General features: G+C 67.3%; 14 protein-coding genes. 13 read left to right on the top strand and 1 reads right to left on the bottom strand.

Going from position 1 to position 19,287, the window contains the following annotated elements:
* Positions 1 to 117 precede the first annotated feature (117 nt).
* The 7 genes from ACYVI5_RS15500 (at position 118) to ACYVI5_RS15470 (ending at position 12,419) form a co-directional block, all read left to right on the top strand.
* On the top strand, positions 118 to 1,713 hold the full coding sequence (locus ACYVI5_RS15500; RefSeq protein WP_460581005.1) for a LuxR C-terminal-related transcriptional regulator: 1,596 nt from the start codon (positions 118 to 120) through the stop codon (positions 1,711 to 1,713).
* Positions 1,714 to 1,952: 239 nt separating this feature from the next.
* Positions 1,953 to 4,910, top strand: coding sequence for a CshA/CshB family fibrillar adhesin-related protein (locus ACYVI5_RS15495; protein ID WP_460581004.1), 2,958 nt, complete (start codon positions 1,953 to 1,955; stop codon positions 4,908 to 4,910).
* A 175-nt stretch (positions 4,911 to 5,085) separates the two neighbouring features.
* A complete protein-coding gene (locus tag ACYVI5_RS15490; protein WP_460581003.1) occupies positions 5,086 to 9,726 on the top strand; it encodes a DUF7927 domain-containing protein in 4,641 nt (1,546 codons plus the stop codon).
* Between the two features lie 97 nt (positions 9,727 to 9,823).
* Positions 9,824 to 10,693: an alpha/beta fold hydrolase gene (locus ACYVI5_RS15485; RefSeq protein ID WP_460581002.1), complete on the top strand. Its 870-nt coding sequence runs from the start codon at positions 9,824 to 9,826 to the stop codon at positions 10,691 to 10,693.
* Between the two features lie 9 nt (positions 10,694 to 10,702).
* Positions 10,703 to 11,446: a hypothetical protein gene (locus ACYVI5_RS15480; RefSeq protein ID WP_460581001.1), complete on the top strand. Its 744-nt coding sequence runs from the start codon at positions 10,703 to 10,705 to the stop codon at positions 11,444 to 11,446.
* A gap of 75 nt (positions 11,447 to 11,521) precedes the next feature.
* Entirely contained in the window at positions 11,522 to 11,758 is a 237-nt protein-coding gene (locus ACYVI5_RS15475; protein WP_460581000.1) for a hypothetical protein, read from the top strand.
* Positions 11,748 to 12,419, top strand: coding sequence for a DUF1345 domain-containing protein (locus ACYVI5_RS15470; RefSeq protein WP_460580999.1), 672 nt, complete (start codon positions 11,748 to 11,750; stop codon positions 12,417 to 12,419). The genes ACYVI5_RS15475 and ACYVI5_RS15470 overlap by 11 nt, the downstream gene beginning before the upstream one ends.
* Before the next feature lie 74 nt (positions 12,420 to 12,493).
* On the opposite strand, the gene ACYVI5_RS15465 is transcribed toward ACYVI5_RS15470, so the two are convergent.
* Positions 12,494 to 13,333: an alpha/beta hydrolase family protein gene (locus ACYVI5_RS15465; RefSeq protein ID WP_460580998.1), complete on the bottom strand. Its 840-nt coding sequence runs from the start codon at positions 13,331 to 13,333 to the stop codon at positions 12,494 to 12,496.
* Between the two features lie 128 nt (positions 13,334 to 13,461).
* On the opposite strand from ACYVI5_RS15465, the gene ACYVI5_RS15460 reads away from it, so the two are divergent.
* From ACYVI5_RS15460 to ACYVI5_RS15435, 6 genes are all read left to right on the top strand, one after another.
* Positions 13,462 to 14,877: an NRAMP family divalent metal transporter gene (locus ACYVI5_RS15460; RefSeq protein WP_460580997.1), complete on the top strand. Its 1,416-nt coding sequence runs from the start codon at positions 13,462 to 13,464 to the stop codon at positions 14,875 to 14,877.
* A 3-nt stretch (positions 14,878 to 14,880) separates the two neighbouring features.
* Entirely contained in the window at positions 14,881 to 15,402 is a 522-nt protein-coding gene (locus ACYVI5_RS15455; RefSeq protein WP_460580996.1) for a DUF6328 family protein, read from the top strand.
* Between the two features lie 2 nt (positions 15,403 to 15,404).
* Complete coding sequence (locus tag ACYVI5_RS15450; protein ID WP_460536098.1) at positions 15,405 to 15,629, top strand: hypothetical protein; 225 nt, start codon at positions 15,405 to 15,407, stop codon at positions 15,627 to 15,629.
* A 67-nt stretch (positions 15,630 to 15,696) separates the two neighbouring features.
* Positions 15,697 to 16,695, top strand: a complete 999-nt coding sequence (locus tag ACYVI5_RS15445) for a hypothetical protein (protein WP_460580995.1) — start codon at positions 15,697 to 15,699, stop codon at positions 16,693 to 16,695.
* 170 nt (positions 16,696 to 16,865) lie between these two features.
* Positions 16,866 to 18,368 (top strand): LuxR C-terminal-related transcriptional regulator, encoded by a 1,503-nt coding sequence (locus tag ACYVI5_RS15440; RefSeq protein ID WP_460580994.1) that lies wholly within the window; start codon positions 16,866 to 16,868, stop codon positions 18,366 to 18,368.
* 141 nt (positions 18,369 to 18,509) lie between these two features.
* Positions 18,510 to 19,256 (top strand): helix-turn-helix transcriptional regulator, encoded by a 747-nt coding sequence (locus tag ACYVI5_RS15435; protein ID WP_460580993.1) that lies wholly within the window; start codon positions 18,510 to 18,512, stop codon positions 19,254 to 19,256.
* Positions 19,257 to 19,287 lie beyond the last annotated feature (31 nt).

The raw sequence follows: 19,287 nt of genomic DNA, 5'->3' as shown, positions 1-19,287 counted from the left end.
CATCCATCCGGCCACCTGGCGCAAAACTCCACCACTTCAGACGGCCCGGACGCTCAACACCAGCGCGGGCCATCCGTTCGTGTGTGAGCGGAGCACGACCAAAGGGGAGTCGGCGACGTGGCGCAAGACGATAACGACGAGCGCGACACCGGCCACGATGACGGCCGCCGTTTCGTGGCTGCGCTGTCGCGTGCCGTCGACGAGGGCGACAGCGGGGAAGCCGCAGCGGTAGTCCGTGCCGGATGGTTCGAGCTGTCCGCCGACCACGGCGAGGTCACCAGGCTGCTGCTCGAACGCCTTCCCGCGCAGGCACTGCACTCCGAGCCGTTGCTCACGATGATGCTCGGCATCTGTTACAACGTCATCGGCTTCCACCGGGTGCGGGCGCTGCGGTACTTCCAGTGGTCGGTGCGGGCGGCGCGCGCCGTGCGCCCCGATCTCGACACCGTGGACCGTGCGCTCATCCGTGCCACGGAGGGTGTCGCGTACCGGCTGGTCGGGCATCCGCGTCGCTCGGTCGGTCCCTCGCGGGCTGCAGTGCAGCTGCTCGACAGCCTCAGTGAGACCGATGCCGTGCACATGCGCAGCCTCACGCGCGTGTACTCGCAGGTCGGTGTGTCGCTCTTCTACGGCGGCGATGTCGACGATGCGATGGATGCCTTCAGCAAGGGCCTCGCCGCCACTCCCGACAGCGCGCCCTCACCAGGTTTCGGCAATCTGGCGATGCTCGCGGGCATCCATGCGCTGCGCGGCGACCTTCCGGAGGCGCAGGCGCACATCGACTACGCCCGCACGGGTCCGTGGACCGACCGGCAGCGCAACATGTACACGGGAACGTTCTACCGGCTCGCCGAGGCCGTGATCGCGCTCGAGCGTCTTGACGCGCCGACTGCGCGCGAGCATCTGGCGGCGATGCAGCACGACCGCCGCTCCATCGAGCACTGGATCGCCATCGCCCAGGTGGAGGCCATCGCAGGTCTCGTCGAGGGCGATCCGGCCAGAGCGCTCGCCGAACTGGAGGCACTCGTCGCGATGCGCGGCCGCGAGGGACGCTCGACGGATGCCCGCCAGGCCCTCGCGCGCATCCGTACGTTGCTGCACCTCGCGCTGGGCAACCCCGAGGCGGCCGCTGCGCTCATCGACCGCGTCTCGTCCGACGATCCCCAGGCCGCCGTTGACAGGGCGAGGGCCGATCTCGCGATGGGGAACACCGGCACGGCGCTGACGACGCTGAGGTCTCTGGTCGGCGAAGGGATGACGTCCCGGACCGCCGCGGAGGCCGCCGCGCTCGAGGCGGCGGTGCTGCTCCGGTTCTCGCCCACCGCCCGGAGCCGCGGCGTCGTACACCGGCTCGGTTCCCTGCTGAAGGCGACGGACCAGCGCCTGGCCGTCGCCCTGCTTCCCGTGCAGGACTTCGAGCGGGTCGTCGCCGCACTGTCCGAGGCCGGCTTCGGCGACCTCGTGACGGAAGTGCCGCTGCGGTCGCTCCTGCCCGATCTGCAGAGCGGGGTGGTCTTGACGCAGCGCGAACGTGCCGTGCTGAGCAACCTGATGTCGACCGGCTCCGTGGCGGAAATCGCCGGGGCCCTGTTCGTCTCGACCAATACCGTCAAGACGCAGCTGCGCAGCATCTATCGCAAGCTCGGCGTGACGAACCGGGAGGATGCCGTCGCCGTGGCGCTCGATCGCCGCCTGCTCGCAGAGCCCGACTGAACGCTCCTCGGACCGCCCCCCTAACCGCGGGTAGACGGGGTGAAGTCGGGGTGAGACCAGGTAGGGGAGTTCTCCGCTCGTGTCAGGATGCTCTTTGGTGCTCGCAATCTGGTGTATGCACTGTCGCTGGGCTGACGGAGTTCGGCGTTGAACTGAGGGGCTCGGGGGATCGGGTGCGGTTTCGTCGGATTGGTACTCGTTCACGCGCGACGCGGCTGCAGTCCGGATTACTTGCCGCGATGATCAGCAGCGCGCTGGTCATCGCCGGCCTCGCTGCCGCCGATGCGGTCAACGCTCCGCCGGCGCGGGCCGCCACGTCGTGCGGCTTCGCGTCTCCGGGCACGGGAACGTACGCCAGCACACTGTGCTGGATCGACCTTTCCGGCTACAACGCGGCCCAGGCGGCAACGGGACAGACGCTGACCGAGAACATTCCCGGCGGATACACGGTGTCGTTCACGCTGACCGTGACCGGCTCAGCAGTGAGGGCGACGAACCTGCCCACCTGGTCTGGATCGTATCTCGGCAACAGCGGGCACTACACCGGCGTCCCCGGTTCACCCGCCCTTTACCAGACGGCGAGTGGCACGACAACGGCGACACTGACGAACGTCGTGGTCACCGACCGCAACGGCAAGACCGTTCGTGGGTATTCGCTGGTCGGCGCGGATGCCGAGGCGACCGGTCCGGGTGAGTCGATCACGTGGACCTCGTCGAACCCGATCACGTCGTTGACAGCGAACAGCAGCGGCAACGGCCTCGGGAACGCCTGCGGTGGCGGGTTCACCGGCGTGGGCACGACGACGGTGAAGTGCACGGGCGGCAATGCAAACTCGATGACCGGTACGGCGATCTTGGCGTCGACGGCGCCTTCGTCGTTCAGCCAGACCATGGTCGGCGGCGGTCTCGAGGGCGTCGCCTTCGGTGTTCTGGTGTCGAGCGTGCAGCTGTCGAAGACGGTGGTGAACCCGTACTACACCTCGGCCGACGCGTTCCAGATCTCGGTAGCCAGTTCGGATGGATCGACACTGGCATCCGCGGACACGAACGGCGGCGCGACCGCGACAACAGGACCGACGACGGTCATCGTCGCGGCGGGCGGCTCGCCGTTCACGTTCGCTGAAGCCGCCACGGCGGGAACCCTCTCCGATTACACACAGAGCTGGTCATGTACCCGCAACGGTGCGACCGATCCCGCGCTCCCGTCCGGCGCAGGCGGTCCCAGTGCGACGGTCACCGTCGGCATCGGCGATGCTGTCAACTGCACGATCACCAACGCCGCTGTTGCGTCGTCGCTGTCGCTTACGAAGCACGCGGGCGTGCCCGTGGATGTCAACCAGGATGGACTCGTCGACGCCGGCGACACCATCGCGTACACCTTCGACGTCACGAACACAGGTCGGCTTCCCGTCGAAAGCATCGCCGTAAGCGATGCCAAGGCGGGTGCCGTGACGTGTCCTTCGACCACGCTGGCCCCGGGCGCGTCGATGACCTGTGCTGCCGACGCGTCGTATGGCGTCACTGCTGACGACGTGAAGGGCGGGTCGGTCGACAACACGGCCACTGTCAGCGGAACACCGTCCGGTTCGACGGGACACGTCACCTCCAACTCGTCTTCCACTCGAACACCGACCACCGCACCCACGGCGGGCTTGAGCGTCGTGAAGTCGGCGGATCCGTCGAACGCCCAGGTGTACACCGTCGGCCAAGTGATCGCGTACTCCTTCGTGGTGACGAACACCGGCAACGTTCCGATGAACGACATCAGCGTTGCCGACACGCCCTTCACCGGGACCGGCGCCGCTCCGGTTCCGTCGTGCCCCTCCACGACGCTCGCGCCCGGCACACAGGAAGTGTGTACGGCGACGTACGCATTGACGCAGGAGGACGTGGATGCTGGGTCGGTGACGAACACGGCCGTGGTCAGCGGCACGCCGCAGGGCTCGGCCACACCCGTGCCACCGGTGACGTCGACCGTTACCATTCCGGAGACGCCGGCACCGGACATCTCGGTGGTGAAGTCTGCGAACCCGACGACCGTGACCACCGCGGGTCAGACCGTCAGCTACTCCTTCGTGGTGACGAACACCGGGAATGTCACGTTGAAGAACGTGGGTGTCGAGGATGCCGCCTTCTCGGGCGACCGGGACAACCTCTCCGCGATCGCGTGCCCCGAGACGACGCTCGTGTCGGGCCAGGTGGAGACCTGTACTGCCACGTACACCGTGACCCAGGCCGACGTCGACGCGGGAACCCTCACCAACACGGCCGAGGTCACCGGCACTCCGCCCAGCGGCACCCCGCTTGACCCGGTGTCGTCGAACACGGTGACCGTGCACATTCCGGCGTCTCCGGCGCTGTCGATCGTGAAGACCGCTGATGTGACGGCGGCCGCGGCGGGGGAGAAGATCACCTACACGTTCACGGTGACGAACACCGGGAACGTGACCATCACGGATCCGCAGGTGGCAGACACCGGCTTCACCGGGCATGGCGCGCTCTCGAACGTGGTGTGCCCGACCGGGCCGCTCACGCTCGCGCCCCGCCAGGTGGAGACCTGCACCGCCACCTACACCGTGGTGCAGGCTGACATCGACGCCGGCTCGATCAGCAACGCCGCGACCGTGACGGGGACACCGCCCGGGGGCGCCACGCCGCCGAAGGCAGAGACGCCGCCTGTGGTGCTGCCGACCAACCCGCACCCGGCGTTGGCGCTGGTGAAGACGGCCAGCAGCCAGCAGGTCATGACCGTCGGCCAGGTGATCACCTACACGTTCGCGATCACGAATACCGGGAACGTGACCATCACCGATCCGAAGGTGAACGAAGGCGCCTTCACGGGGCACGGCACACTGTCGGCAGTGACCTGCCCGCCCGGAAGCGTGCTCGCGCCGGGGCAGGAGATCGACTGCACAGCCACTTACACGGTGGTCGCCGCAGACCTGGCTGCTGGCGGCGTGTTGTCCAACACGGCGACCGTGACGGGCACCACTCCAGGCGGTGCTCCGATCAGCTCCGATCCATCGACTTCCAAGGTGACGGAGGTGGTTCCTGCAGCTCCGGCGATGGGATTGGCATCCACCGGTAGCGACGTCTGGGCGGCCGGACTCCTCGGCCTGGGCCTCCTGGTGCTCGGCCTGCTCGCCGCAGCCGCCGCCTGGCTCCGACGCCGGAACATCCGTCCGGAACGCGACTGACCTCATCCCTCCCTCACCCCCTTGTGACCCCTTCGGGTGGCGCAGGGGTGGGGGTGGGGTGATAGCGGGGTGAATTCGTCCAGTCAGCGCATAGCGCGCCGATAGCCTGACCACGACTCTCGGCCGATTCGGGTGCGTCGCGGGTCATCTACAGGTAGCACGAGGGGGAACGCCTGTGTCTGCACGGCAGAACAAGCATGTTCGCGAGACGCGATTGACGATGGGAACGCCGTGGCGCTGGATGGCGGCGCTCGTCGCCGGCACGCTGGCACTCGGCACTGCGCTGATCGGCGCGGCTCCCGCCGTCGCGGCCCCCGTCTACCAGATCACCGCGTCGTGGGAGAACGGCACCCCGACCACGGTGAAGTCGGGTGACGTGGTCACGGGCGTGTGGCGGGTGAACGTGAACGACGACGCCCCCGCGCCGGCGAACGACCCGGTCGATAACGTCACGGTGACCATCACGACCCAGAACGGACACTTCGGGTCTCTTCCCAGCGTGTGCAAGACCAGCGGCGTGACCCCGGTCTCCAGCATCTCCGCCGACGGCACGACCCTGACCTGCAACCTCGGCACCCAGATCGAGGGCACCGCGGTGGTGCTGCAAGCGCCGATCGTGGCGGAGGGTGCCACAGGGAGCCAGATCACCGCATCCGGTGCGATCGGCGGCCAGACCGCCGCCCTGAGCCCGATCGACATCACCAATGCCTTCGGCATGGACATGCGGTGGGGCGTGGGCACGCCGAGCTTCTCCTTCGGCAACGGAGGCTACCTGGTCGACTACGAGTGGACGCTCAGCAAGGATCTCGGCAGCGAAGCGGGCCCCCAGTCCATCACGTACAACCTCAACATCGCGTCCCCTCAAGGCAGCGCGATCTCGATCGACGGAGGCTGCACACCATTCACTGGTCCGGGCGCCGCGGACGGGCACCCATGGTCTGGTGGCAGCCACCCGGCGGCTCAAATGGTGCCGGCGCCCACCACGTGCTCGTTCACGCAAACTGGTGCGACCGCCTTCCAGCTCACGATCACCGGCATCGACTACACGCCTGCGAATCCTCCGACGCTCGATTCGGCGGGCAACCGCCTTCCCGTCGATCAGGTAGCGCTGACGTCGGGATCTATCTGGGTGCGAGTGAATACGGCCTCGTCCGGTTCTGCTGTTCTGAATTCGGATGCCCCAACGTACACGTCGACCAGCGGCCAGATCGCACAGGACGACCCGTCGAACAACAGCGAGTCGAAGGCCTGGACGACACCCGGCCTGTATTCGTCCGGATGGGGCCGTGGCTACACGGGGAGCGGCGGAACGACTTGGGATGACACGTATAGGGTCTCCGCTGGAACGACTGTCGGGCAGTACATGGACAGTGGCATGCAGTTGCATACCGATCGACCCGCGGACCGCCTCGTCGGCATGTGTACGGCACTCGACACGAAGTATGTGACGTACGCCGGGTGGGGTTGGGCGCAGCCGGAGGCTGCCGGTATCGGAACGACGACCGAGTACTACGTCGGCAATGACCCGACCCTCGACCCCGCAAGCGCGAGCTACAACCCCAATGCGTTCGACTGCGGCACCTCGACCGGTTGGACCACCACACAGCCGACCGACCTGACGACGGTGAAGGCGATGCGCATCACTGGAACGCAGGGCCAGTTCGACACAGTATCCAGCTCCCCGCACATCACGGCGGTGGTGTACCAGAAGATCGACGCGAATGTCCCGGCCGGTACGGATGTGTGGTCCTTCTTCTCCGGCATCGTCGACAACCCGTTGAACAACTGGTGGAACGCCACCGGATGCATCACGCCGACAGCTGGGTCCCGCTACCCCTGCACGACGGGGTTCCGTGACATCCTCCACATCGTCACGGCGACTCCCGCCATCTCCAAGACCGTCGACCGCAGCGTCATCGCCCCCGGCGACCCGGCCACCTACACGCTGACGTACTCGGCGAACGGAGCGGGTGCCATCCCGGCCACTGTCGACGGCTACCAGCTCGTCGACACGCTGCCGGCCGGTGTCACCTACGTTGCCGGATCCGCGTCTCCCGAACCCACGATCACCACGAACGGCTCCGGCCAGCAGGTGCTGAGCTGGACGCTCAACGGCGTCACGACGAACGCCGACCACGCGCTCACGTATCAGGCGGTCGCGGACGATGCTGTGACGCCCGGAGCGTCGCTCACCAACAACGTCGACGCCACGTACGGCGGGATCACCAAGAGCGCTGCGGCGCAGGTGACGGTCGCCACCGACGGGTACACCACCACGGTGAAGACGGCGGATGCCCCGTTCATCCCGAACCTGAAGGGCGACGGCAAGGGCAACGGCTCGTGGACGGTCACGGTGCGCTCCTACGACCCGATCGCGCAGCCGTTCACCGACACGATCGACATCCTCCCGTACAACGGCGACGGCCGCGGCACCTCGTACTCGGGCAGCTACACGCTCGCGTCGGTGAACGCTCCGGCCGGCGCGACCGTCTACTACACGACGACAAAGCCGTCCTCGCTGTCCGACGACCCGGCGGATGCCTCCAACGGGTCTGCGGGAAGCGTCGCCGGTAACACGGTCGGCTGGACCACCACCCCGACCCCGAACGCGACAGCGGTCCGCGTCATCGGAGGAACGCTGAACCCGGGCGACACGCAGAAGTTCGGCGTGCACATCACCACGGACGGCGCCAAGGGCGGCGACAAGTTCGTCAACGTCGCGCAGGGCCGAGCGGGCCACACCGGACTGGTCATGCGCACCTCCGCGTTCATGACCGAGGCCGACTACTACTCGGCGGCCATCGTGAAGGAGGTGCAGGATGCCAACGGCAACTGGCACGACGCTAACGACGCCGTCGACTACCCCACCTTCCACTTCGGCGACACGGTGCACTACCGCATCACGGTGACCAACACCGGGCAGGGCACGCTCACGAACGTGAACATCGCCGACGACAAGAACCCGACGGCAGGTGACTTCCACATCGACTCGCTGGCGCCAGGAGCGAAGGAGTCGCACGAGTACACGATGACGCTCGATCCGGCATCCATCGGAGGCGGCTCCTTCGTGAACACGGCGTGCGGTTCGGCCGATGTACCGGCGGACTCGCAGGTCGCCCCCACGATCAACTGCGACCCCGCAGGCATCGATGTCGTGGGCTACCACGTGGCGAAGTCGTCGTCCCCGGCATCCGGCACCGAGGTGCATCCCGGCGACACGATCACCTACACGATCGACGTGACGCAGGAGGGAACCACGCCCGCTGATGCCTCGCTCTCCGATGACCTGACGAAGGTTCTGGATGACGCCACCTACAACGGCGACGTCAGCTCAGACATCGGAACGGCGACCGTGACGGGCAACACCCTGAGCTGGTCGGGCACGGTTCCGGTCGGAAGCGTGGCGCACATCACCTACACCGTGACCGTGAAGGGCGCGCAGAGCCTGGGCGACGGGTCGCTGGTGAACGTGGTGACCTCACAGGGATGCGACGACTTCGCAGCCTGCACCACGAACCACGAGGTGGGCGGATTCACGTACTCCAAGACCTCCGACCCGGCTTCCGGCACGGATGTCACCGTGGGCCAGATCGTGAAGTACACGATCCAGGTGAAGCAGGTCGGTGCCGCCGCGCAGAACAACGTGACCATCACCGACGATCTGAGCGGCGTGCTCGACGACGCCACGTGGAACGGCGATCAGACCGCTGACAGCGGCAAGGTCACACGAAGCGGCACCACTCTGACCTGGAACGGCGACCTCGCCGTCGGCCAGACCGTCACGATCACCTACTCGGTGACGGTCACCGCGGCCGGGAACGGGTCGCTCGACAACGCGGCGACCACCGACTCGGATGCCGGCACCTGTGTGCCAGCACCCGACGGCAACCCGGACTGCGCCACCACCCACAAGGCAGGCGGGTTCACGTTCTCGAAGATGTCGAACCCGGCATCCCCGGCAACCGTGAAGGTCGGCGACACCATCAAGTACACCGTCGACGTGACGCAGTTCGGCGCGGCGCCCGTGCCCGGGGCTGTGCTGAACGACGACCTGAGCGGCGTGCTGGATGACGCGAGCTGGGTCGGCGATCAGGCGGCAAGCTCCGGCACGGCGGCGTTTGCGGGTCACACGCTGACCTGGACCGGCGACCTCGCGGTCGGCCAGCACGTGACCATCACGTACTCCGTGAAGGTCGTCGGGGGCGGGGACACCACGATCCGCAACGCGGTGACGAGCCCGAACCCGGACGGAACCTGCGTGCCGGCGCCCGACGGAACGCCGGGCTGCTCGACCGTGCAGAAGTACGGGGGCTACACGTTCTCGAAGACCTCGGATCCGGCATCCGGAAAGACGGTCAAGGTGGGGGATCGCATCGACTACACGGTCGTGGTGACCCAGACCGGTGATGCACCGGTGACGGCACACGTCAACGACGACCTGTCGAAGGTTCTCGACGACGCGAGCTGGGTCGGCAACCAGAAGGCCAGCACGGGCACGGTCAGCCGCAACGGCAACACGCTCACCTGGACCGGCGACCTCGCAGTGGGCCAGAGCGCCACGATCACGTACTCGGTGACCGTGAACGGCGACGGTGACGACTCACTCGTGAACGTGGTGACCAGCCCGGACAAGACGGCGGCGTGTGTTCCCGCACCCGATCAGAACCCGGACTGCACCACGACGCACAAGGTCGATCGGGGCGCTGCCGCCCTCGCCGGAACCGGTAGCGACATCGTGGGCTGGGCGCTCGGTGGCCTCGGGCTGCTCATCGCCGGGCTCGCGTTGGCGCTGATCCGCAGGCGCCGCCTGAGCTAACACCTAGCAGCGAAGGGGTCGCCGTCGAACGCACGGCGGCCCCTTCGCGTGGTACCACCGCGGCAGAGTAGAGGGACCGACCGGAAGGACGCGGCACGTGTTCGAAGGGTTCGAAGTCTCCGACGTACAGCTGGACGACGTGCGTGTCAGGGCGCGCGTTGGTGGCCATGGCGTGCCGATCGTGCTGTTGCACGGGCATCCGCGAACCGGGTCGACCTGGCATCGGGTCGCACCGTTGCTCGTCGCTGCAGGCTTCACCGTGGTCGTTCCCGACCTGCGCGGGTACGGACGGTCGACGGCACCACAGCCGCTGCCCGATCATGCACAAGCGTCGAAGCGAGCAATGGCCGGCGATGTGCTGGAACTGATGAGACACCTCGGCTACGGCGCGTTCGACGTGGTCGGGCACGACCGGGGAAGCTACGTGGCGTTCCGGCTGGCCATGGACCATCCTGAGGCCGTGCGCCGGCTGGTGCTTCTGGACAGCCTGCCGATCATCGAGCACCTCGAGCGCATCACGCCGGAGTTCGCGACGGCCTGGTACCACTGGTTCTTCTTCGCGCAGCCGAATCTGCCGGAGCGGGTGGTTAACGCCGATCCGGATGCCTGGTACGGCGGCGATCCGCACGCGATGGGCGTCGAGAACTACGCCGAACGCCGGGAGGCGATCCACCGGCCCGAGGTCGTGACGGCGATGCTCGAGGACTATCGCGCGGGCCTGACGCTCGATCGGGCGCACGAGCAAGCCGACCGTGCCGAGGGGCGAAGGCTGACCATGCCGCTGCTTGTGCTCTGGTCGTTGCGCGACGACCTCGAGCGGCTCTTCGGCGACCCGATTCCCATCTGGGGCAACTGGGCGACGGATGTCCGTGGGCACGGCATCGACTCGGGTCACCACATCGCGGAGGAGGCACCGGACGAGCTGGCGCAGCGCATCGCGGAGTTCCTCGGCGAGCGCATGGGATGATCGCATCTCGTGGGCAGCACTGAGGCCGAACCGGGTGACAGAGCTCTGGACGCTCGCCGTGGGCTGGAAGAGATGAAGGATGCGCTCCGGGCGGCGCTGGCATCCGTTGCGGTGTCCGGACCGGCAGAGCGCCCGCACCTGCCGCCCACGTCGCGCACCGCGTTGCTGGTGGCGATGGACGAGCTGCACGACGATGCCGTCGCCGCGGTCGCCGCCCGGGGGTTCCCGCGCGAGGTCGCGGAGGCGTCCCTCGCCGACATCCGGCGCAAGAACGAGCTCTACGGCGATCTCGTCGACGACGGTTGGCTGATCGACGTGTTCCTCGGGCGTGTCGTCACACTCGGACGTCTGCAGTTCGAGACGCAAGCCGATGCCCGGGGGCGAGGCATCCACATTCCCGAGGCCGGACCGCTCACCGCTGCATCGGTGGACGACTCTCTCCGGTTGGCCCGCGAGTACTTCGGGGCGGATGGCATCTACATCTGCACCAGCTGGGTCTTCGATCCGCAGCTGCGTGCCCTGCCCGAGCGGAGCAATCTGCGCGCCTTCGCCGAGCGTTTCGAGGTCGCACCCGCCGAACCGACGGACTCAGCCCTGCGCAGCGTGGCGAAGTTCGTCTTCCGCTCGACACCTGAAGACGTCGCCGAGCGCGGCCCGCTTCACGGTCCCTCCTCCGCGTTGGAACGCATCGCGTATGAGGTGCTCGCGCAGCACGGCGCCTGGAGCGAACCCACCGGCACTCTGACCGTTTGACCGGAACCCCTGCCATGTTCTCCGGCCGTCGGCAAGCGCTACCTTTCTCAGCTCTCCTCGGGCATGGTGCCACATGTGGAACGACCATCGAGACGAACACTGGACGCCCTGACCTGGGCATCCGCCTGCCTGTACGCCCTTGGCCTCGTGCTGTTCGTCATCGGCGTGCTCGCGGGCACGCTGACGCTGCTCTGGCCTGTCATCGGCCTGGTGCTCGCCGGACTCGCGCTTTCGCTGCCGGTCGAGTTCGGTGCGCGCAAACGGCGCAAGCGAACCGGGGGCACGGATGCGAGGAGGTCGCATGTCGCATGAGGAGCCGTTTTCGAAGCGGTGGCTGAAGCACCGCTCGCACCACCGCATCATCGTCATGGCAGTCGCCGGCCTGATCGCCGGGGGCGTCGCGGCGTTGCTCGGCGCGCAGGAGGACGCGCCCGTGATCGGGTGGGACGTCGCCTGCGTCACCTACGTGCTGTGGGTGTGGCTGGCCGTGCGCAAGCTGAACGACGAGCAGACGCGCGCGCACGCGACGCGCGAGGACCCGTCGCGGCGGGCCATCGACGTGCTGCTGATCATCGCCAGCATGGTCAGCCTCGGCGCCATCGGGGTCAGCCTCATCGCTGCCAGCGCCGGCAATGGTGTCGAAAAGGCTCTCGCACCGGCGCTCGCGGTCTTGAGTGTCGGGCTGTCGTGGCTGCTCATCCACACGCTTTTCACCCTGCGCTATGCCCGGCTGTACTACACGAAGCCCGACGGCGGCATCGACTTCAACATGAAGCAGCCACCGCACTACGTCGACTTCGCCTACCTCGCGTTCACCGTCGGCATGACCTTCCAGGTCTCCGATACCAACCTGCACTCGCGCGAGATCCGCGCAGCCGTGCTCAAGCACATGCTCCTGTCCTACCTGTTCGGCTCGGTCATCCTGGCCACGACGGTGAACCTCGTGGCCGGTCTCTCCACGTCGTCATCCTGACGGGCCCAGCGCGCTGACGCGCGAGGCACGCCGGTCCCGGCGACGCGCCGCGAACGACGCGGCACCAGGCTGGCTCAGTGGAGGTGCCGCCCGAACCATTCGGTGATCGAGGTGTCGAGGAGCGCGGCCTGGATGGTTTGTGGTGCGGGCTGGATGCCGGGCTCGTCAGCGAAGGCGTGTCCCATGCCCGGAATCGTCGCGATGGCGACACGCTGCGGGTCGCGGTACCGCTGTTGAAGCGCGTTGTACAGCCGCCGCGCCTGGCGGGGAAAGGCCGGATCGTCTTCGGCGCCGGTGACCAGCAGCACGGCGGGCTGCGGCTCGCGACCAGCGATGTCGTCTGCTTGGGCGACGAGGTCGAACCGGTCGGCGACCGCTCGGGATGTTTCGTTCCAAGGGTACGTCACCCGGAACCTGCGCTCGTTGGCTGCCACCACCTCGGCCACCTGGATGACCGGGCTGACCAGTGCTGCCGCAGCGACCGAGACAAGCCCCTCCGCCATAGCCAGTTGCGCCGGCAGTGCGCCGATCGAAGCCCCGAGCAGTCCGATCGGAGCATCGGCCAAGGGCAGTTGCTCGCGCAGTGCGGCAAGTACGGCGGGGAACTCGGCTACCGCCTGCGTTACCTGCGGCTCGAACGCTTTCATCACCGCATCCTGGTAGCCCAGCTGCATGAACTCCTCGAGACCGCCGGGTAGCTGCCGGCGCCCGTGCATCGGCAGATCCAGGTACACCCGCCAGGCAGCCAGTCCGGCCAACGGCAGTGCGGCCGCCATCGCCGCAGCGCTGCGCGGCGGATCATTCAGATGCCACCCGACGAGGAGCGGCGCCGGTCCGGCAGCGTCGACAGGCGGCAGGGCCACAAACGGGACACCCGCCGCGACCCCGATGACCTTTTCCACCTCGGTACTCATGTCGTCCCGTCCTCGTCACTCAACTCGGTCTCGATCCGCTCCTGACGAAGCGCTACACGTTACACCCGTCGGCTACTTCACTCGAGGCGTGCCGCGCAAGGCCTTGTTGCCGAGAGCCTGTGCGAACGATGCTTTTGCTCGCCACCGTGCACCTGCGATGGCTGAAGGGCGCGGTGATGGTTGTCGACTCGAAGGCGCACCCTGCCGCGGATGACGAACAGCATCACGATGAGAAGGATGCCCGCGGCGACGCGAAGAAGAACCCGGTCACGCGTTTCCTTCGCGTGCTCGGCCCCGGCCTCGTCACGGGCGCGGCCGATGACGACCCCTCCGGCATAGCGACGTACGCGCAGGCCGGAGCAATGTACAGCAACGGCCTGCTGTGGACGGTGCCGGTCACGCTGCCGCTCATGATGGCCGTGCAGGAGATCTGCGACCGCACCGCGCTGGCCACCGGCGATAGCTTCGGCAAGCTGATCCGGCGCAAGTTCGACAAGGGCTGGCGCGTCGCGGTGATCGTCCTCGTCGTCGCGCTGATCGTCGCGAACTGCCTCAACCTCTCCGCCGATCTGATGGCGATTGGGCAAGGCATGGAGATGATCCATGCCGGACCGGCCCCGCTCTGGTCGGCGATCGCCGGCGTGGGCATTGCCGTCGCGCTGATAGCCGGGTCGTTCGAGTGGATCGGTCGCATCTTCAAATGGCTATGCCTGGCCCTGCTGGTCTACGTCGGCGTGCTCTTCGTCGCGCACGTGAAGTGGGGCGATGTTCTCGTGGGGCTGATCGGCGGGCAGTTCCACTTCACACCGGCGTACCTGGGACTGGCGGTGGCCGTGTTCGGCACCACGATCAGTCCCTACATGTTCTTCTGGCAGACAGCACAGCGCATCGAAGAAGGGCGCGACGAGAAGCTCGAAGGAGACCGCGCGCCCAGGCTCGACGACCGCACGAAGAAGGGCGCCAAGCGAAGGCTGCGCAGCGGCCGCGTCGACGTGTTCACCGGCATGGTGTTCAGCGTGCTGATCATGTTCGCGATCATCGCCGCCACCGCTGCCACGCTCGGCGCCCATCACAAGACGGTGACGAGCGCGGCCGCGGCGGCGAAGGCCTTGGAGCCCATCGCGGGTACCTGGGCCGGCGCCCTGTTCGCCATCGGATTCATCGGCTCGGGCATCCTCGCGGTGCCGGTGCTCGCGGCATCCGGATCCGCCGGCCTCGCCGCCCTGCTCGACAAGAATTGGGGCCTCGACAAGAGCCCGAAGAAGGCGCCCATCTTCTACCTTCTGCTCGCGGTCGGCATCGTCGCGGGCACGGTGCTCGCCATCTTCGTGAGCAACCCGATCCAGCTTCTGGTGCTCTCGGCGCTGGTCAACGGCATCGCTGCCGGGCCATTTCTCGTGATCATGATGCTGATCGGGCGCGATCGGCGCATCATGGGCAAATACCGCAACAGATGGTTGTCGCAGACGATCGGATGGATCGCCACCGTCGTGATGTGCGTCGGCGGCGCCTACGGCATCTGGTACACCGTCGCGGGAGGATGACCCATGGAATCCGCGACCTTCGAAGGCCGCCGCGGCGGACGCGACGAGACGCGCGACGAGCGCGCCGACCGCAACTGGCAGGAGCTCGTGCAGGAGTTGCGTGTGACGCAGACCGGCACGCAGATCCTCTCCGGGTTCCTGCTGACAGTCGCGTTCCAGTATGGGTTCCAGCACCTCGGCGGCTACCAGAAGGTCATCTACCTCTGCCTCATCGTGCTCGCCGCGGCCACGACCGCCGTCGGGCTGCTGCCGGTCGCGCTGCACCGCGCGTTGTTCCGGCGCAAGCGCAAGGAGTGGCTGGTGACGCAGGGCAATCGGATGCTCGTACTCGCGCTCATCCTCGTCGCCGCGCTCACCTCGGGCGTGGTGTTCTTCCTGTTCGACGTGGTCGCATCGCTTTTCGCCGGCGTCGTCGCGGGCGTGCTGGTCGCCGCGGCGATGGCCGTGTGGCTGCTGGTCTTCCCGCTCGCGTTCAGGCGGGCGGGTACTGTTCCCGTCGAGGACGAGACCTATGGAAAGGGCTGATCATGGCTGATTTCGCACGCGACGTCGCCGACAACGGCGCGGAGAACGACACGATGGCGGCCGTGGAACGGATCGCCCAGGACGTCATCGAAGACATCGAGCACGGGCGCGTTCCAGGTGATACCGCCGAGGTGCTCGACGAGCGGCTGAGGGCCGAGCACATCGAGCTGCGACCTGAGGCGTTGGACGCGCTAGCCGACGACGTCGAGGAGGAGGCGTCGCGCTGAGCGGCCGGCACCGCTAGAGTCGGTGCGGGCGTGTCGGGAACGCCCAGTTCTCCGGGGGACTACATCGATGGATCGCTCCGCGGCAGTGCCGAGGCATCTCATGCGCCTGCTGCTGAGTGCGCTCGGAGTCGCCGGCGGTCTCATGCTCCTCGGGCTGGCGTTCGGATCGATGTCGGCCTCCGCAGAGGAATCCGGAACATCGTCGGATGCGCCGCCGAGCTCGAATTCCGGCACGGGACTTCTCGGGTCGGTCGGCTCGTTGCTCGGAACGGTCACCGCTCCGGTCTCCGACCTCACCACAACAGCCACGTCGACGGTCTCATCGATAGTGGGTCCGATCGCCCAAGCCCTCCCGAGCCCGGTGCAGCACGCCGTTGCTCCGGTGACCGGGGCGGTGACGACCGTCACGCAGTCCGTCTCCGTCTCGTCGGTCCTGAACCCGGTGGCCGGCGCCGTCGACGAGCTCGCTGGGAATCTCCCCCTCGTGGGTCCGACGCTGAGCACGACGCTGGGATCCGTCTCGAGCATCACGGGCCCGGTGTCCGGGCTGCTCGACGACACACTCGGCGACGTCGGGACGATCACAGGAACCATCATCGGTTCGCAACCGCCCAGTGACGGCGACGGCGCTACGCCGCCAGGCACCTCGACCGGCGCCACCGGCACCGGCCCCGCTACCACCCCGGATTCCCGCTCTTCCTCTGTCTCCTCACTGATTGCCGGATCCGTTCCGCCGTTGGCTCAGGAATTCGTACCGAGCACGGCGTCCGAGCCCCGGAACGTCTCCCGTGTCGCCGGAGAGCCGAACTCGCCGGCCAGATCGTCATCGGTTCCCGCTGCTCCTTCGGAGCCTTCGGAACACAGCCCAGGCCCGAACGCTCCATCCCACGATTCCGCACCCGGCCAGGAGTCCGCCCCGGGGAGCGGCTCCTCGAGCGGCGCGCCCGCCAGCACCTCGCCCGATGACGTTCCCATCGTCGAACACGCAGTGCTCTCTGTGCTGCCTGCCGCCGACGACCGGCTTGCCTCAACCCCGACGTTCGATACCGACTCTCCTCCCGACTGAGCCGACCCGATTCGTCTTCGCCGCGCCGTGGCATCCGTGGGATGCCCGTGCCTGAGGGCAGAAGACGAGACCTGTTGGGCTTCCCGTTCGGCATCTGGCGTTCTGATGCGTCTCGCTGACGCGCATCCAGTGCGCTGCGGGGAGAAGGCGACGACTTTGGTGAGGTATTGGTGGACGAGTATCGGTTAGCGGGGGCGGTCACCTCAGGCGACTGGGACGAGGTGGACCACGTTCTCGACGAGGACTTCTTCTTCTATCTGTTCGAACATCCGGACCTGCTCGAGGAGGTGTTCGCAGCCGCGCCCGCGGAGTGGTACCAGCGGCATCCGCGCAACGTGATGTCTCGCGCGATCGCCGAGGCGGCACGACGCCCCGTGATGCTGATCGATGGTGCCGTGCTGCAGGAGTTCGGCGACTGGGTGCGCTCCCGGGAGCATCCAGCGGTGCGCGATCTGCTCGGTCTTCAGCAGCCGGGCATGCGCGCGCTTCTGGCCGCTGGGCGGTACAGGGAGGCCGCGGCCATGACGGATGAGGCGCTGCGGCTCATCGACTCGGCAGACGACCTGGAGGGTTTTCCGGATGTTCTTCCCTCTGTGTTGCTGCGCTGCGGCACGGCGAAGCTCCTGGTTGGAGAGCTGGAGCAGGCGACGGCGATCTATGCTGAGGCGCTGCGATGGGCGACCGTGCGCTTCGAGCATCCATGGGCACGATACGCGCGGGAGCACCTGGCGTTCGCCTACGCACTGTCGGAGCAGTATCGCCAAGCGCGTGAGCTGCTCCTCGGCTTGAGCGTCGAGCCGCACGCCCCAGGAACGATCCGGTTCCACTACCAGGAGCCGGGCATCCTCGCCCTGGCGCTCGTGCTCGCCGGCTCGCAGACCGGGAACGCGGAGGTCGCGCTCAGCCGAATAGCGCTGTCGGCCTCGGGCACCTGGTGGTGGGTGCCCATCCACGTGCATGCGATCGACGCGCTGGTGAAGGGGACGCAACTGGCGGCGATGCGCGAGATTGGTCACGCCCTGGTGACTGAGCGGGTGCGCACCGAACCGCGTTCGCTGGTCGGTGCCATCCTCCGAACCGATCTCGCCACGCTTCAGCAGTCCATGGGCGACCTCCGACGCGCCCACCGGGTGCTGAACACGCCAGGCCTCTCTTCGGCCTGGCTCGGCACGCGAGTGGCGAAGGCCCGGCAGGAGTGGTTGCAGGGAAACCCGGCGGGTGCGGTTGAGCTGCTTCAGAACGAGGAGTCGTCGGCCGGGATCCCACTGGCTAACCAGGTCGAAGGGTCGATCGTGTACGCCGAGGCGGAACGGGCTGCATCGGCGTCAGTGGACGACCGCGTCGTCGAGTTCGTCGCGTCGGCTGTGAACGCCACGGGCGCCCTCGCACGCCTGACCCAGGCCTCCCCAGAGCTGCGTGACGCCCTCGAGCCCCTTGTGAGCAGGCCCATCACGGGAATCCCGATCCGGTTCGCGCCCCTTCCGCGGCCTCGGCTCACTCGTCGCGAGCGAGAGGTGCTCGAGGCGCTTGCCGGCAATGCGACCATCCCCGAGCTCGCCCGCACCCTGCATGTCTCGCCGAACACCGTGAAGAGCCATCTCCGTGCCCTCTATCGCAAGCTCGGGGTGCACAACCGAGAGGATGCGCTGTGGCTGGCTCGGCGAACCATGTGATCCGCGAGCGCAATGGTGACCCCCGAGTGGGTGGCAAAGGGGTGAGATTCGGGGTGATAGTCGGTGCAAACGCTTTCCTGCTACCCGGGGCTCTCCTTGACTTGACATCAGCGCCTCGGTCGTCGGCGAGTTAGGAGGACCATGACGTCAGCCACGATCGACGGCCCTGCCGTCGCCGTTCGGAACGACAGCGGAGCCGCCTTCAACGTTCGCAGCGTGCCGGACGCCGCTGCCAGGGGGCCGCGGGACCGGGTGATCGGTGCCCTGATCAGGTTGCAGAGCACCGTGGAGTGCGCCGTAGTGCTGGTCACGGTAAGGCACAAGCCGGACGGCGTGGACCGCGTGCTCTTCAACTATCAGATGGCGCCGGAGCATGTGCAGCACGGGCTGGACTACTTCATTCCGCACAGTCCCGACTTCCGTCTTGTCTCGGACGAACCGCACGAGGTGCTGGACTGGAGCCGGATGCCAGCATTCCGGGAGACCGCCACCGCGAAGGACTTCCTGCTCGCCTCGGGATTCACCCAAGGGGTGTCCTTCCTGCTGGTGGATGACGAGACCCCGGTGGGCACGATGCACCTGAATGTGACCTACACGGACACGTTCGGCGCCCCCGAGCTGCAGGCATTGGATGAGGCCCGGACAACGATTCAGCGCGAGGTCGGCGCGATCGTCAGAGCCGGTGATCTTGGTCTGAGTCGTCGCGAGCTCGAGGTGCTGAACTTGATGTCGTGGGGCGCCACGAACACGGAGATCAGCGAAATGCTGAACCTCTCACGGTCTACGATCCGCACGCACGTGGAGAAGATTCTGGCCAAGCTCAAGGTCGCGAACCGGGTGCAGGCCGTCCGGGTGGCGCTGGGACTTTCTCTTGTCGACACGGCCTAGGTGTTTCGAAATATCGGTCATCTGACCGATA

This window comes from Humibacter ginsengisoli, from assembly GCF_054780095.1.
This window is presented reverse-complemented; position numbering and strand designations above follow the sequence as displayed.

What these genes read in the sequence shown, in the direction of transcription:
- ACYVI5_RS15495 (WP_460581004.1), top strand. Translation starts at nt 1,953, where the DNA reads ATGATCAGCAGCGCGCTGGTCATCGCCGGCCTCGCTGCCGCCGATGCG.
- ACYVI5_RS15470 (WP_460580999.1), top strand. Translation starts at nt 11,748, where the DNA reads ATGTCGCATGAGGAGCCGTTTTCGAAGCGGTGGCTGAAGCACCGCTCG.
- ACYVI5_RS15465 (WP_460580998.1), bottom strand. Translation starts at nt 13,333, where the DNA reads ATGAGTACCGAGGTGGAAAAGGTCATCGGGGTCGCGGCGGGTGTCCCG.
- ACYVI5_RS15460 (WP_460580997.1), top strand. Translation starts at nt 13,462, where the DNA reads ATGCTTTTGCTCGCCACCGTGCACCTGCGATGGCTGAAGGGCGCGGTG.
- ACYVI5_RS15455 (WP_460580996.1), top strand. Translation starts at nt 14,881, where the DNA reads ATGGAATCCGCGACCTTCGAAGGCCGCCGCGGCGGACGCGACGAGACG.
- ACYVI5_RS15450 (WP_460536098.1), top strand. Translation starts at nt 15,405, where the DNA reads ATGGCTGATTTCGCACGCGACGTCGCCGACAACGGCGCGGAGAACGAC.
- ACYVI5_RS15445 (WP_460580995.1), top strand. Translation starts at nt 15,697, where the DNA reads ATGGATCGCTCCGCGGCAGTGCCGAGGCATCTCATGCGCCTGCTGCTG.
- ACYVI5_RS15435 (WP_460580993.1), top strand. Translation starts at nt 18,510, where the DNA reads ATGACGTCAGCCACGATCGACGGCCCTGCCGTCGCCGTTCGGAACGAC.